The organism is Pinisolibacter sp. DMC100, from assembly GCF_056313705.1.
On sequence record NZ_JBQUZT010000003.1, the window covers coordinates 484305 to 499063 of the forward strand.

At 68.0% G+C, this 14759-nt stretch carries 16 protein-coding genes; 7 read left to right on the top strand and 9 right to left on the bottom strand.

What is annotated here, in order from left to right; translation table 11 throughout:
- Positions 1-25 precede the first annotated feature (25 nt).
- The 5 genes from rfbF to ACT541_RS15435 all read right to left on the bottom strand — a co-directional run bounded on the left by rfbF (position 26) and on the right by ACT541_RS15435 (position 4905).
- Positions 26-796: a glucose-1-phosphate cytidylyltransferase gene (gene rfbF, locus ACT541_RS15415; protein ID WP_476137970.1), complete on the bottom strand. Its 771-nt coding sequence runs from the start codon at positions 794-796 to the stop codon at positions 26-28.
- Between the two features lie 135 nt (positions 797-931).
- Positions 932-1357, bottom strand: a complete 426-nt coding sequence (locus ACT541_RS15420) for a universal stress protein (protein WP_476137971.1) — start codon at positions 1355-1357, stop codon at positions 932-934.
- Positions 1358-1550: 193 nt separating this feature from the next.
- The gene (locus ACT541_RS15425; RefSeq protein WP_476137972.1) at positions 1551-2588 is read right to left on the bottom strand and encodes a YcjF family protein; all 1038 of its coding nucleotides are present in this window, start codon (positions 2586-2588) and stop codon (positions 1551-1553) included.
- A complete protein-coding gene (locus tag ACT541_RS15430; RefSeq protein ID WP_476137973.1) occupies positions 2585-4255 on the bottom strand; it encodes a YcjX family GTP-binding protein in 1671 nt (556 codons plus the stop codon). Before ACT541_RS15430 ends, ACT541_RS15425 begins: the two co-directional genes overlap by 4 nt.
- 92 nt (positions 4256-4347) lie before the next feature.
- Positions 4348-4905 carry a SixA phosphatase family protein gene (locus tag ACT541_RS15435; protein WP_476137974.1) on the bottom strand — a complete coding sequence of 186 codons (558 nt, stop codon included), beginning with the start codon at positions 4903-4905 and terminating at the stop codon, positions 4348-4350.
- 173 nt (positions 4906-5078) lie between these two features.
- Here ACT541_RS15435 and ACT541_RS15440 point away from each other — a divergent pair, with 173 nt between their 5' ends.
- On the top strand, positions 5079-5309 hold the full coding sequence (locus ACT541_RS15440; protein ID WP_476137975.1) for an FmdB family zinc ribbon protein: 231 nt from the start codon (positions 5079-5081) through the stop codon (positions 5307-5309).
- 47 nt (positions 5310-5356) lie between these two features.
- On the opposite strand, the gene ACT541_RS15445 is transcribed toward ACT541_RS15440, so the two are convergent.
- Together ACT541_RS15445 and ACT541_RS15450 are read right to left on the bottom strand one after the other, a co-directional pair.
- Positions 5357-5587 carry a helix-turn-helix domain-containing protein gene (locus ACT541_RS15445; RefSeq protein ID WP_476137976.1) on the bottom strand — a complete coding sequence of 77 codons (231 nt, stop codon included), beginning with the start codon at positions 5585-5587 and terminating at the stop codon, positions 5357-5359.
- An 8-nt stretch (positions 5588-5595) separates the two neighbouring features.
- Positions 5596-6156, bottom strand: a complete 561-nt coding sequence (locus tag ACT541_RS15450) for a DUF2975 domain-containing protein (RefSeq protein ID WP_476137977.1) — start codon at positions 6154-6156, stop codon at positions 5596-5598.
- An 83-nt stretch (positions 6157-6239) separates the two neighbouring features.
- Between ACT541_RS15450 and ACT541_RS15455 the strand changes: the two genes are divergently transcribed.
- Positions 6240-6881 (top strand): hypothetical protein, encoded by a 642-nt coding sequence (locus ACT541_RS15455; protein ID WP_476137978.1) that lies wholly within the window; start codon positions 6240-6242, stop codon positions 6879-6881.
- Between the two features lie 4 nt (positions 6882-6885).
- On the opposite strand, the gene ACT541_RS15460 is transcribed toward ACT541_RS15455, so the two are convergent.
- On the bottom strand, positions 6886-7731 hold the full coding sequence (locus ACT541_RS15460) for an AAA family ATPase (RefSeq protein WP_476137979.1): 846 nt from the start codon (positions 7729-7731) through the stop codon (positions 6886-6888).
- Between the two features lie 228 nt (positions 7732-7959).
- Here ACT541_RS15460 and ACT541_RS15465 point away from each other — a divergent pair, with 228 nt between their 5' ends.
- The 5 genes from ACT541_RS15465 (at position 7960) to ACT541_RS15485 (ending at position 14464) form a co-directional block, all read left to right on the top strand.
- Positions 7960-9300 (top strand): flagellar hook protein FlgE, encoded by a 1341-nt coding sequence (locus ACT541_RS15465; protein ID WP_476137980.1) that lies wholly within the window; start codon positions 7960-7962, stop codon positions 9298-9300.
- A gap of 44 nt (positions 9301-9344) precedes the next feature.
- Positions 9345-11138: a flagellar hook-associated protein FlgK gene (flgK, locus tag ACT541_RS15470; protein ID WP_476137981.1), complete on the top strand. Its 1794-nt coding sequence runs from the start codon at positions 9345-9347 to the stop codon at positions 11136-11138.
- Between the two features lie 14 nt (positions 11139-11152).
- Complete coding sequence (locus ACT541_RS15475) at positions 11153-12655, top strand: hypothetical protein (RefSeq protein WP_476137982.1); 1503 nt, start codon at positions 11153-11155, stop codon at positions 12653-12655.
- A gap of 106 nt (positions 12656-12761) precedes the next feature.
- Positions 12762-13589, top strand: a complete 828-nt coding sequence (locus tag ACT541_RS15480) for a hypothetical protein (RefSeq protein WP_476137983.1) — start codon at positions 12762-12764, stop codon at positions 13587-13589.
- A 14-nt stretch (positions 13590-13603) separates the two neighbouring features.
- Positions 13604-14464 carry a hypothetical protein gene (locus tag ACT541_RS15485; protein WP_476137984.1) on the top strand — a complete coding sequence of 287 codons (861 nt, stop codon included), beginning with the start codon at positions 13604-13606 and terminating at the stop codon, positions 14462-14464.
- Between the two features lie 77 nt (positions 14465-14541).
- Here ACT541_RS15485 and ACT541_RS15490 read toward each other — a convergent pair.
- Positions 14542-14759: flagellin (locus ACT541_RS15490; protein WP_476137985.1), on the bottom strand; the 218-nt coding region annotated here is incomplete at its 5' end.

Below are 14759 nucleotides of genomic sequence, written 5' to 3' on the forward strand. Positions count from 1 at the left end.
CGTACTCCGTCGGGAGCCTCGCGGCTCACCAGATCTTCCAGGGCGGGGTGCCCGTGGCCCAGAGGTCTTCGAGGAAACGCTTGTCGCGCAGCGTGTCCATCGGCTGCCAGAAGCCGCGGTGGTGATGGACGCCGAGTTCGCCGTCGCGGGCGAGGCCCTCGAGCGGTTCGCGCTCGAAGATGGTCTCGTCGCCGGCGATGCGCTCGCCGACCTTCGGCGACAGCACGAAGAAGCCGCCGTTGATCCAGCCGCCGTCGCCGACCGGCTTCTCAAGGAAACCGGTGACCTTGTCGCCCTCGGTCTTCAGCGAACCGAAGCGGCCGGGGGGCTGGACGGCGGTGACGGTGGCGAGGCGGCCGGCGCGGCGGTGGAGGTCGATGACGGCGGAGATGTCGACGTCGCCGACGCCGTCGCCGTAGGTCATGCAGAAGGCGTCGTCGTCGGCCACGTGCGGCAGGATCCGCTTGATGCGGCCGCCGATCATCGTCTGCTCGCCGGTGTCGATCAGGGTGATGCGCCAGGGCTCCGCCGCGGTCTGGTGGATGTGGACCGCGTTCTCGCGCAGGTCGAAGGTCACGTCCGACGAGCGGATGAAATAGTTCTGGAAATATTCCTTGATCACGTGGCCCTTGTAGCCGAGGCAGACGATGAAGTCGTTCACGCCGTGGGCGGAATAGATCTTCATCACGTGCCAGAGGATCGGCTTGCCGCCGATCTCGATCATCGGCTTGGGCTTGAGCTCGGTCTCCTCGGCGAAGCGCGTGCCGAGACCGCCGGCCATCAGGACCGCCTTCATGGGTCTCTCTCCGATCGGGTCGGCAGAATCGATCACCGCGACCCTCGAGGGAGGCTAGAGAGGCGGGTCGGGAGCGTCAAATGGGCCGCTCGTCCCGGCCCGCGCGCGGCGGAGGGACGAGCGGGCGTGGCGCGATCAGGAGCGCAGCACCAGCACCGAGCAGGTGGCGTGGCGGACGATCTTGGCGGCGTTGGAGCCGAGCAGGTAGGTCGACATCACCGGACGGTGCGAGCAGACGACGATGGCGTCGGCGCCCCAGTCCTTCGATTCGTCGATCACCTCGTGGTAGACCGAGCCCGTCCGCATGACGACGGACGACTTTCCGGCCGGGATGCCGGCCTCGGACGCCAGCGCGCCGACACGGTTGTCGGTCTCCTTCTCGAGCGCGACTTCGTAGTCGGCCGGCAGAAGCTCGGAGACATAGCCGTTCATCACCGGCAGCACCGCGACGAGGCGCACTTCGCCGCCCGACTGCGCGATCAGATTGGCGGCGGCCTCGACGGCCGGCTTGGCGAATTCGATCTCGCTGGGGTCGACGGGTACGACGATCTTCTTGAACATCTGAGGTCTCCTCCTCGGCCCGCGGCATTTCACGGCCCTGCGGGACATGATGCGGCTTTCTTGTCGGCCTTCCAGCAGGTTTGCGCATTGCGGGAGGTCAAGCAAGCCCGTCTCGCATGGCCGACCCGCATCGAGCGGGGGATGACCGCCCCGTCGCGACCGCTCGCGCGGTTACCGCATGGGGGCGGGCGCCTCACTTCGCCTGCGTGTCCTCGTCCATGCCGGTCGCCGAACGGGTCAGCGCCTTCATCATGTCGCCGAAGGCGGGGCGGGGCAGGGCGTCCCAGGGCAGCGGTCGGACGACGTCGAGCGCCGCCAGTCCCAGGCGGGCGGTGAGGAGGCCGTTGACCACGCCCTCGCCGAGCTTGGCGGAGAGGCGGGCGGCCAGCCCCTGGCCGACCAGCTGCTGCACCAGCGTGTCGCCGAGTGCCATGCCGCCGGTGACGCCGAGGTGGACGAAGACCGCGCCCACCAGCTTGAGGAAGCCGAGGTTGCCGGGTCGGCCGCCGTAGAGGTCGGCGAGGCGGCGCATCAGGCGCAGGTTCTCGAAGGCGACATAGGCGATGTCGACGAGGGCGCGCGGGCTGATCGCGGTGACGACCGAGACGCGCTTCGCCGCCTCGAGAATCAGCGAGCGGGCGGTGGCGTCGAGGTCGCCCATCAATTCGCGCTCGGCGATGCGGACGAGGTCGGCGCCGTCGACCACTTCGGCGCGGTGGTCGGCGAGGCGGGCGCGCGGTCGGGCGAGGTCGGGGCGGGCGGCGTAGAGCGCGTCGAGCTCGGCGACGAGGGGCGCCGCGGCGGTGCGGTCGCCGCCGGCGACGAGGGCGCTCGCGCGATCGCGCAGGGTGCCGACCAGGGCGAGGCGCGACAGGCCGCGCCATTCGCGCACCGCGATGGCCAGCAGCGCGACGACGACCAGCGCGAGGCAGGCGAGGCCGACCCAGCCGAGCCATTCGGCCCGCGACCACAGATCCGAGATCAGCCGATCGACGGCGAGGCCGAGCGCCAGCGAGACCAGACCGCCGATGCCGACGACGAACACCCGTCGCCAGGGGAAGCCACGAGCCGGCGGCAGGGCGGCCTCGGCCGGGGTGACCTCGGCGAAGGGTTCGGTGGCGGGCACGATCACCGTGCGGGTGCCGAAACGGGTGGAGGCGCCCTCGGGGGCGACGACCACGTCGGGGGCATCGACGCGGAAGGCACGGGGGCGGCGCGGGGCCTCGCTCATGTCAGGCGATCTCCGATCAGGAACTGCAGGACCCGGTCGAGCCGGACGTGCGGCAGCGACAGGGAGAGGCCTTCGGCGGTGCGCTCCAGCCGGGGCGGGCGCAGGCGGACGAAGGCGAGGTCGGGGGCGGCGGGTCCGACGCTGCGCGCGAGATTCCGCGAGCTGCCGGAAGTCGTTGCGCGAGAATCGGAATTCGCCGTCGCCTCATGTGCCGATTCCGCGACCTCATGTGACGATTCCGGAGGTTCGCGTGGAGAATCCGCGGCTTCACGCGCCGATTCCGGTCGTTTTTCCTCCAGTTTCGATTCCGCGGCGTCTTCAAGTTCAGATTCCGATTCGACCGCCTGGAAAAGTGATTCCGGATCTTCGGGCAAGTCGCCGGGAAAGAAGGCGAATTCGGAATTCGGGTCGAGCGCGACGCCGTCCATCTCCTCGCCCGGCAGGGGGGTGCCGAGGATGGCGGGGAGCGTCTCGCCGTCGTGTTCGACGATCGCCTCGCGGGTGGCGCGGACGGCGGCGAGCGCCACCACGTCGACCTCGGCGCCGGACATTTCGGCCCGTTCCATCGCCTCGTCGACGAGGCGGCGGAGGATGTTCTCGAGCCGGTCGTGGGAGGTGCGGTGAAGGTGGTCGGCCTTGGTGGCGGCGAAGACGATGCGGTCGATCCGCCGCGTCAGGATCGACGACAGCCACGAGGTCTTGCCGGGGCGGAAGCAGCCGAGGATGCCGGCGAGCGCCTCGCGCAGGTCGGCGACCGCTGCCGGACCGGCGTCCAGGGCAGCCAGCGCGTCCACCAGCACGATCTGGCGATCGAGGCGGGAGAAGTGGTCGCGGAAGAAGGGACGCACCACCACGTCCTTGTAGGCCTCGTAGCGGCGCTCCATCATCGCGGCGAGCGACTTGGCCGGCGCTACCGTGCCGGGGGCGACGGCGAGCGGTGCGAAGGTGAGGGCGGGCGAGCCCTCGAGATCGCCGGGCATCAGGAAGCGGCCGGGCGGCAGCGTCGAGAGCGCATGCTCATCGGCGCGGGCGGCGCGCAGATAGTCGGTGAAGAGCGCGGCGAGGCGCCGGGCGGTCGCCTCGTCCTCGGGGGCGAGAGGGTCGACCGCACTGGTCGCAGCCAGCCATTCGCCGGCGATCGCGGCATGACCGCCGCGCGAGGAGCGGGCGATGGTCTCGGCCGACCACTCCGACCACGTCTTCGTCAGCAGCGGCAGGTCGAGCAGCCACTCGCCGGGATAGTCGACGATGTCGAGGTGCAGGCGCCCCCGACCGAAGGCGCGGGCGAAGAGCGAGGTCGAGGCGAACTCCAGCGTCAGCCGCAGCTCGGAGATGCGGCGGGTCGACGACGGCCACAGGCGTTCGTCGACGAGGCGGGCGACGTGGGCCTCGACGTCGAAGCGCGGCACGGCATCGTCGGGCTGGGGCTCGAGATCGGCGCGCACCAGGCGGCCGCGGGCGGCGGCCTCGAACAGCGGCAGGCGGCCGCCGTTGATCAGATTGTGGACGAGGGCGGTGATGAAGACCGTCTTGCCGGCACGCGAGAGGCCGGTCACGCCGAGCCGGAGCGTCGGCGTCGCCAGCCCCATGGCGAAGTCGCCGGCATTGGCGAGCGCGTTGCGGGCCTGATCGAGGAACGACAGTTCGGGCAGGGTCGTGGGCGACATGCGGGCGGGGCTCCCTCCGGGTCACCCCCCATGTAGGCATCCCGCGCGCCCGGCGCAAAGGGCGCATCGGGCGAAGCGTCGGGGAGGAGGCCTCAGTCGGCCTCTTCCTCCTCGACGGCGGCGGCGATCTCCTCGACGAGGTCGATGGTGCGCGGCCGCAGGAAGGCGACCAGGCGGCCGCTCTTCGGCTCGACGTCGACCCAGCGCACGGCGGGGAAGTCGACGACGGCGACGCCGCAGGTCGGGAACTTGGTCTCGAGATCCTCGAGCAGGGTCGGGTGGCCGGTACCGATCAGCGCGAAGGCGGTCTGGGTCAGGCCCGGCTCGTGGCCGATCACCATCAGCGTGGCGGCTGTGCCGCCGTGGCCGCGGATGGCGTCGATCGTCTCGTCCTCGCCGGCGAGATAGAGGTCGTGGGCGAGGCGGATCTCGCAGTCGGCGGCGAAGTGGGGCATCAGCGGTGCCAGCGTCTGGCGGGAGCGCAGCGCGGAGGAGGCGAGGATGCGTCCCGGCACCAGACCGAGCTTGGCGAGATGGCGTCCCATCCGCGGCGCGTCCTTCTCGCCGCGATCGGAGATCGGGCGCTCGAAGTCGTCGATGGTCTCGTCTCGCTCCGATTTCGCGTGACGCATCAACAGGAGGCGGGGCATGCAGGGTCTCGACGCTGTTTCGACGGTCGGGAATTAACACGAGGCCATGCATGTTACCATGACAGCCATGTGACGGTCGTGACATCTCAGCGGAACGGTTACCGACATCGCGGGCTTTCCCGACTTGCGCCGTGGCGGCGATCCGGTCATTTCAGGGCGCAGGAGGTTTCCCGATGCCGATCTACGCCTACGAGTGCCGCGCCTGCGGCAAAGAGTTCCAGACGCTGGTGCGCGGCGGCGAGACGCCGGAATGCCCGGCCTGCGGCGGCGTGGAACTCGAGCGGCAGCTGTCGCTGGTCGCCTCCACGCTGAAGAGCGGCGACGCCGAGCCGATGGCGGCCTGCGGCGTGCCGATGGGCGCCTGCGGTGTATCCGCCTGCGGCTGCCCGGCACTGGCGGACTGACGAACGGGTTCGGGCGACGCGACGGAAGCGGCGATCGGTCGCGCCGTTCAGTCGTCCCCTTCGCGCCCCGCCGGATCGGGGCGCCATTCGAGCAGGTCGCCGGGCTGGCAGTCGAGCTCGCGGCAGATCGCTTCGAGCGTCTCGAAGCGGATGCCCTTCACCTTGCCGGACTTGAGCAACGAGACGTTCGGCTCGGTGATGCCGATGCGGGCGGCGAGATCGCGCGAGCGCATCTTGCGGCGGGCGAGCATGACGTCGAGGTTGACGACGATCGGCATGGGGCTCCTCAGACGATGGCCGCGTGATCTTCGGCGATCTCGGCGGCGACCCTGAACACCTGGGCGAGGGCGAGAAGCCCGCCGAGGAACATCAGATTCAACAGATCACCGGGCTGGAAGAAGATCGCCATGTAGCGCGATCCGGGCGGCATGTGCAGTGTCGAGACGATAACCACCAGTGGACGGCTCAGAAATTCCGCGACCATCGCCGCGATGCCGGCGACCGCCGTGCAGCGCAGCCGTGTCGTCGCCGCGAGCGTGAAGACGTCGCCGGCGAGGAAGCCGGAGAAGAGGCGCCACAGGTGATAGCAGGCGGCCGACAGCAGGGCCCAGCCCGGAAGCTGCAGCGCGAAGGCGGCGAGCCGCCCGGTCGGCGGGATCTCGGTGATGGCGGCGCGGGCCCAGTAGGAGACCGAGGTGGTGGCCTCGACCGGGTTCGACCAGTGCATCGCGAGCAGGATGAACACCCACAGCGCATAGATCGGCGCGGCGAGGCGGAGGACATGGCAGAGCCGGCCGATACGGGCCCGCAGGGCGGCGACGGCAGGGGTGACGGCGGTGTCGATCATGACGGTCTCCCGAGTGATGGGATCATTTGACACGTGATTTTTTTAATGTCAAACGATAAAAACTTTTCGTCCCGGAGGTTGCCATGTCGTCCGTTTGCCGTCTCGTCCTCGTGTTTGCCACCGTCGTCGCCCTGGCGGCCGCGGCGGCGCTGTCGGGCTGTTCCCACGTGCCGGTCGGCACGATCTGGGCGCTCCGTTCGTTCGACCCGGCGACCACCGACCTGGCGCGTCTCCGCGCGGCGGTGGCGATGCCGGCCGACGCGATGCCGAGCCGGGGCGGGGCGAAGCTGGTGTTGAAGCAGGCGCGGCGCGACGGGGCGGAGGCCGAGGCGCTGGAAGTCGTGCTGGAGGAGGTGCCGCTCGCGGGAGAGGCGGGGGCAGAGGCGATCCGGGCGAAGCCCGGGCAGGTGGCGCGGGCCTTTCGTGTGCCGATCGCCGATCTGCCGCGGCTCGCCGAGGCGCGGGCGAGGGCGCGCGAGCGCTCGGCCAAGGAGCCGGGTGCCTTCGTCGGCACGCTGGCGGTCGGTGTCGACGGCTGCCGCGCGCCGGATGCGCCGGTGCCGACGGTGTTCCGCGTCTCGACCTGGATGAAGACCGCCGACACGCCGGCCTATCTGACGGTGCTCGACGACGTCGACCTCGTCGCCATGATCGGCCGCGAGAAGTTCGCGGCCGAGGCGAAGGTGTGCGATGCCAAGGACGCCCCGCGCGCCGCCGCGCCGTGACGCCTCAGCGCCCTTCGCGGCGTGAAATGAACGCCAGTCGCTCGAACAGATGGACGTCCTGCTCGTTCTTCAGCAGGGCGCCGGCGAGCGGCGGGATGGTCTTCTTCGGGTCGGACTGACGCAGCACCTCGTCGTCGACGTCCTCGTTGAGGAGCAGCTTGATCCAGTCGAGCAGTTCCGAGGTCGAGGGCTTCTTCTTCAGTCCCGGCACGTCGCGGACCTGGAAGAAGATGCGCAGCGCCTCCTCGAGCAGGCGCTTCTTGAGGCCGGGGAAGTGGACCTCGACGATCTCGGCCATGGTCTCGGGATCGGGGAAGCGGATGTAGTGGAAGAAGCAGCGGCGCAGGAAGGCGTCGGGCAGCTCCTTCTCGTTGTTGGAGGTGACGATGACGACGGGACGGCGCACGGCGCGCACGGTCTCGCCGGTCTCGTAGACGTGGAACTCCATCCGGTCGATCTCGAGCAGCAGATCGTTGGGGAACTCGATGTCGGCCTTGTCGATCTCGTCGATCAGCAGCACCGGCCGGGTCTCGGCGGTGAAGGCCTCCCACAGCTTGCCGCGCTTGATGTAGTTGCGGATGTCCTTGACCCGCTCGTCGCCGATCTGGCCGTCGCGCAGGCGCGACACGGCGTCGTATTCGTAGAGGCCCTGCTGCGCCTTGGTGGTCGACTTCACGTGCCATTCGATCAGCGGCATGCCGAGCGCGGTCGCGACCTCGTGGGCCAGCACCGTCTTGCCGGTGCCGGGCTCGCCCTTGACCAGCAGCGGGCGCTCCAGCGTGATCGCGGCGTTGACGGCGACGCGCAGATCCTCGGTCGCGACGTAGTCGGTGGTTCCGGTGAAGCGCATGCGGTCTCCTCGTCGGTCGTTCGGCCGGATCGTCGATCACCCGGAATCTTCCGCCGGGTTCGGCAAAAGATTCCGCCCGCCCGGTCGAAGCTGCCCGGCGACACCGTCAGATTAGCGGGGCCTGCATCGAAAAAGCCAGCGAAATCAGCGCGATCGAATTGGCACGCGACTTGCGAACACTTCCCCGAACGAGCCCGACGGCTCCGGTATCGATCGTGGGAGTGAACCATGGGTGTCTATGACGCAATGAGCAACGCGGTGGTGGGCCTCCAGGCCCAGGCCTATGCGCTGCAGAACATTTCCGGCAACATCGCGAACTCGTCGACGACCGGATACAAGTCCGTCGAAACCGCCTTCCAGGACCTCCTGACCTCGTCCGGCACCACCTCGACGTCGCAGAACTCGGCGGCGGTGCAGGCCTCGTCGGTCCTCACCAACACGGTGCAGGGCAACATCTCGGCGACGTCGGTCTCCACCAACATGGCGATCTCCGGCGACGGCTATTTCCAGGTCCAGTCGAAGACCGGCGAAGTCGACGGTCAGGTCATCCTGTCGGGGACGAACTACTACACCCGCCAGGGCGACTTCACCATGAACGCCGACGGCTACATGACCAACACGTCGGGGTTCTTCCTGACCGGTCTGCCGATCGATCCCACCACCGGCAATCCCTCCGGCTCGACCGCCGAGCCGATCAAGATCGACACCGGCATCATTCCGGCCAAGGCCACGAGCTCGATCGCCTACGAGGCGAACCTGCCGTCCGCCTCGTCGGTCGCGTCGCTCGCGGCTTCCGACCTGAGCACCGATTCGTCGCTCACGGGTACGATCGCGGCCAAGGACAACACGACCTTCCTGACCAAGTCGCTCTCGGGCGGTTCGGTGACGGCCTACGACGCGCAGGGCAACGAGGTCACGCTCAACCTGCGTTGGGCCAAGACGGCGACCGACACCACGACCGGCGCCAACACCTGGAGCCTCTACTACCAGAGCGACTCGGCCGCGACCGGCACGGATCCGGAGTGGACCAACGTCGGCACCACCTTCACCTTCAACTCGAGCGGCGCCCGCACGTCGCCGACCGCCGACTCCATCTCGCTCACCGGCGTCTCCGTGAACGGCACCGCGCTGTCGACGATGTCGTTCAGCTACGGCTCGAATCTGACCCAGTACAACTCGGGCACGACCGTCACCCAGACCGACATCACCCAGAACGGCTACAAGGCCGGCACCTACACCGGTCTGACGATCAACTCGGAAGGCATGATCACGGCCTCCTACTCGAACGGCAAGACGGTCGACCTCTACAAGGTCGGCATCTACTCGTTCGACGGCGACAGCGAACTGCTGGCGATCTCGGGCAACGCCTATCAGCAGACCAAGGGCTCCGGTTCGCCCTATCTGTCGAGCGCGGCGAAGATCACCGGCTCGGCTCTCGAGGCTTCGAACGTCGACATCACCGACCAGTTCTCGAAGATGATCGTCACCCAGCAGGCCTACTCGGCCAACTCGAAGGTGATCTCGACCGCCAACACCATGATGCAGGACGTGCTGGACATCATCCGCTGAGGGTGGGGCAGGGCATCGGGTAGGACCGTCGAAGGAGTAGCGTCATGGGTCTCGGCACGGCGGTTGGCATCACGGCGAGTGGCCTCCAGGTCACGCAGACGGCGACGGCGCTCGTGTCGGCGAACATCGCCGGTGCCTCGACCGACGGCTACACCTCGAAGCGCACGACCACGCAGGCGATCTATGCCGAGACGGGGCTCGTGGGCTTCACCACGACGGTGTCGCGGGCCTTCGATCAGGAGGTCTTCGACCAGCTCGCGACCTCGACCTCGACGGTCTCCTACCTGGACGCCAAGAACGGCTATCTCGAGCAGGTCAATTCGCTGATCGGCTCGACCGAGAACGGCGCGGTGTTGCCCACCGCGCTGGCCACCCTGACCACCGACCTGCAGACGCTGGCCGCGCAGCCCAACAACGCGGCGGCGCAGATCCAGGCCGCCAATTCGGCCGACATCGTCGCCCAGACGCTCAACTCGCTGTCCTCGACCGTTTCCGACATGCAGCAGTCGGTCGACGAGGCGATCGGCGAGGGCGTGTCCGAGATCAACTCGCTCACCAAGCAGATTTCGGACCTCAACGAGAAGATCCAGCTGACCAAGGGCACGGGCGCCGACGCGACCGGCCTGATGGACGAGCGCGACAAGGCGGTGCTGAAACTCGCCACCTATGTCGACGTCAACGTCAAGGAGCAGTCGGACGGCACGATCCGCGTCAGCACCGGTTCCGGTCTGACGCTGGTCGACAACTCCCATGCCACCCAGCTGACGCTCGACGCTTCCGGCACGCTGCGTCTCGACGACGGCTCGTCCAACGGGCCGGAGGTCGTCTCTTCCGGTCTCGTCGGTTCGGGCTCGATGGCCGGCCTGTTCGAGGTGCGCGACACCATCCTGCCGCAGGTCCAGGACCAGCTCGATCAGATCGCCGCCGGGCTCGCCACCGCCTTCTCCGACACGACGACCAACGGCACCGCCGCCACGTCGGGCTCGGGCGCCGGCTTCGACGTGAACCTCGCCGACCTCGAGGCCGGCAACAAGGTCACGGTGAAGTGGACCGACGCGTCGAGCGGCGAGACCCACACGGTGTCGCTGATCAAGGGCAACTCGTCGAGCGTGACCTCGCTCGGCGACGACGCCACGCTCGATCCGAACGACGAGGTGGTCGGCATCGACTTCTCCGGCGGCATGGCGTCGGTGGTCTCGCAGATCCAGGCGGCACTCGGCTCGAACGTCGTCGTCTCCAACCCTTCGGGCTCCACGCTCAGGATCGTCGACGACGGCACCTCGGCGGCGACGGTCGATGCCGTCTCCAAGACCGTCTCGGCGACCGACGAACAGAGCGGCGCGACCGCGCTGCCGCTCTTCACCGACGGCACCGGCTACTATACCGGCTCGTTCGACGGCGGCTCGCAGATGAGCGGCTTCGCCTCGCGTATCCGCATCAACTCGGCGGTCTCCAGCGATCCGTCGCTGCTGGTCGAATACTCCTCGACCACCGAGACGGGCGACGCCTCGCGGCCGAACGCGCTCTACTCGGGGCTGGTCGACACCAAGTCGTCGACCGTGCTCGGCAACGGCACCAAGGCGACCTCGTCGACGGTCGCCGGCTTCGCCAATTCGATGGTCTCCTACTGGGCCGGTCAGGCCGAGACGCAGCAGACGCTGGTCGACAACCAGTCGATCATCCAGTCGAACCTGCGCACCCGCATGAGCGACACCTCGGCGGTCGACACCGACACCGAGCTGACCAAGCTCATCCAGCTCCAGTCCTATTATTCCGCCAACGCCCAGGTGCTGACGACGCTCCGCGAGATGCTCGACACCCTGGTCAACGCGATCTGATCGAGGCCACCAAGATGGACGTCAAGGCCTTCTCATACACCGGTATCAACGGCTCGCTCGCCTCGCGGCTGTCCTCGCAGCGCGCGCAGCTCGCCGATCTCACGACGCAGGAGACGACCGGTCTCAAGTCGACGACCTACGAAGGCATCGACAATCGCACGCTGACGCTGTCGTGCCAGTCCAAGATCAAGCAGATCGAGGGCTACCAGTCGACGATCTCGGCGATCGACACCCGGCTCGAGGTGGTCGGCAACTCGATCGACTCGATGAACGACCTGTCGCACACGCTGTCGAGCAATCTGGGCACCAACGGCTACCAGTTGACCTCGTCGGGTCGGACCACCGAGCAGACCGCCGCCTCGAACGCGCTCGAGGCCTACATCTCGACCCTCAACACCGAGGTCGACGGCGTCTATCTCTTCGCCGGCAAGTCGAGCGACACCTCGCCGGTCGTCGACATGGACACGATGATCGAGGGCGACGGCACGCGTGCCGGCTATCGCCAGGTGATGGAAGAGCGTCAGCAGGCCGATCTCGGCGCCGACGGCCTCGGCCGCCTCGACCTGACGTCGTCGGGCACCACCGTGACGCTGGCCGAGGACGGCTCCCATCCCTTCGGCATGAAGCTCGCGTCCGCCACCTCGACGCTGAGCGGCGCGACCGTGACCGGTCCGACCGGCACGCCGTCGACGCTCTCGGTCGACTTCGCCTCGCAGCCGACGTCCGGGCAGAAGCTCGAACTGACCGTGACCCAGCCCGACGGCACCAAGTCGTCGATCACGCTGACCGCCGGTGAGACGACCGACACCACCAAGGGCACCTTCGCGATCGGCGCGACGGCGGCGGACACCGCGGCGAACTTCCAGTCGGTGCTGCAGGCCCGGCTCGAGGCGGTGGCGGCGTCCGACACCAAGGCGGCGTCGGCGTCCGTGGCGGCCGACAACTTCTTCGACACCGCCGGCGGCGCTTCGCCGATGCGGGTCTCCGGCACCTCGCCGTTCTACAACGCGACCTCGCTCACCGCCGGCACCGCGGCCGACACCGTCACATGGTATCGCGGCACCAACGATTCCAACACGCCGCGGCTCGACGCCGAGGCGCGGGTCGGCGACGGCCTGACCGTCCACTACGGCGTGCGCGCCAACGAGGACGCCTTCACCTCGCAGATCAAGCAGCTGGCCGTCGTCTCGACGATGGACGTCTCCGACGGCGACGACACCGCCAAGGCGCTGTGGTCCTCGGTGGTCTCGCGCACCAAGGGTCAGCTCTCCGCGACCACCGGCAACGACACGCTGCAGTCGGTCGCCGCCGAGATCGCCGGCGCGCAGAAGACGGCGTCCTCGGCGAACGAACGCATGACGATCGCCGCCAACACCTATCAGGACACGGTCGACAAGTCCCTCTCGGTCGACGACACCCAGTTGGCGGTCGAGATCACGACGCTGAACACCCAGATCGAGGCGAGCTACAAGGCGTCGTCGATCCTCTACAAGCTGTCGCTGACCAACTACCTCTGAGAGCTCTTCCGGATGCGGGAAGAGGGCAGGGCGGGATCGGATCCCGCCCTGTTTCCTTTTGCGCCGGGTTGGCGTCCAATGCCTCGCGAACACGGGGGATTCGACGATGAAGGTGCTGATCGCCACACCGGTCTACGGCGACACGATTTCGACCGGCTGCCACCTGTCGATCATCGAGACGATCGGCTTCTTCGCACGCGAGTTTCCGAACATCGAGTTCGTCAGCCAGGTGCTCTCGACCTCGTTCTTCCCTCATGCACGCAACGCGCTGGTGTCGAACTTCGTCAACGACGCGAGCTTCACCCACATCCTCTTCGTCGACAGCGACATGGGGTTCACGCCCGAACTGGTCGCCAAGATGCTCGCCTTCGGCAAGCCGGTGGTCGGTGCGATCTATCCGGAGAAGACGCGCAGCTTCGACACGTTCCGCCGTCTCCTCCAGGAGGACGGCAACACGATGCGGGCGCAGCTCGGCTCGGTCGACTACGTCTACGGCGGCGATGCGATCGTCGCCAACCGGACGCGCGACGGCCGCGAGGAGATCGAGGTGGTCGACGGCTTCGTCCGGGTGAACCGGGCCGGCACCGGCATCCTGCTGATCTCGCGCGAGGCGATCGAGAAGATCCGCGAGCGCTATCCCGAACTGTGGACGGCGGAGCCGTCGGAGTGGGTCAAGACCACCGGACACCGCGGTGGCGGCCTGCTCCAGTGTTTCGCGGTGATCCCGAGCGCCGACGGCGTCGAGATCGGCGCGGACATCGCCTTCTCGCGACGCTGGGTCGAGGGCTGCGGCGGCGAGATCTGGTCCTGCGTCGACGAGGCGATCATCCGCACCGGCTCGGAGAACTACGTCGGCCAGTTCCTGGCGCATCTGCGCGCCACCGAGACGAAGGATCGTCGCGTGGTCGAGCGCAAGTCGGCACCGCAGGGCTGACGGAGGCGAGAGCGATGAAGATTCTCGTCGGCACGCCGGCCTACGGCGATCGGGTGATGACCGGCTATCACGCCTCGATCTCCGATCTGGTGCTGGCCTTCGCCCGCGCCGCGCCCGACATCGAGTTCGTGCACAAGGTGATCGACGTGCCGGTGCTGGCGACGGCACGCAACATCATGGCGTCGATCGTGCTCGAGGATCCGAGCTTCACGCATCTTCTGTTCGTCGACGCCGACATGGGCTTCTCGCCGACGCTGATCGCGCGGATGCTGGCCTTCCGCAAGCCGTTCATCGGCTCGATCTATCCGTCCAAGACCGACAGTTTCGACGCCTTCATGGATCTGGCGAAGAAGCACCCGGAGGCGAGCACCCTGCAGCTGAGGCTGGCGGCGTCGCGCTACATCTGCGGTGGCGAGGCGATCCTGCGCAACGTCGTCGGCGGCGGCCAGGGGCTCGAGGTGATCGACGGTTTCGTTCGGGTGAAGGCGTCGGGCACCGGCATCATGCTGATCGAACGCGGCGTCTTCGAGCGTCTGCGCGACAATCTGCCCGACATGTGGATCCCCGAACCGGGCGAGGCGGTGCGTCGTTGGGGGCTCGAGCGGGGCGGGCTCTTCCGCGGCTTCGACACGATCGTCAATCCCGACGGCTATCACGTCGGCGAGGACATCGCCTTCTGCCTGCGTTGGGTGCTCGACGGCGGCGAGATCTGGGCGGCGATCGACGAGGCGATCGTGCATTCCGGCATCGGCTACTACCGCGGCCATGCCCTGACGGCGCTGAAGACCGAGAAGCGCCGGGTGCGCGAGGTCCATCGTCGTTCCAAGGGGCGCAAGGATCCCTGGTACCTGAAGGCGCTCGCCGATCGGAGCTGAGCGATCTCCGGACAAAGAAAGACGGCGGCGAACCGAGGTTCGCCGCCGCCGTTTCGTTTCTTCCGAAAGCCGTTCGATCAGAACAGCTGGAGGATGCTCTGGTCGGCCTGGTTGGCCAGCGACAGGGCCTTGGTCGACAGGCTCTGACGGGTCTGCAGCGCGAGCAGGTTCGCCGATTCGGCGTTCGTGTCGGCCGCCACCAACTGGTCGGCGCCGGTGGTCAGCGTCGAGACCATGTTGTTGGTGAAGTCCTGACGCGACTGCACCATCGACAGGTTCGAACCGAAGTTCGAGG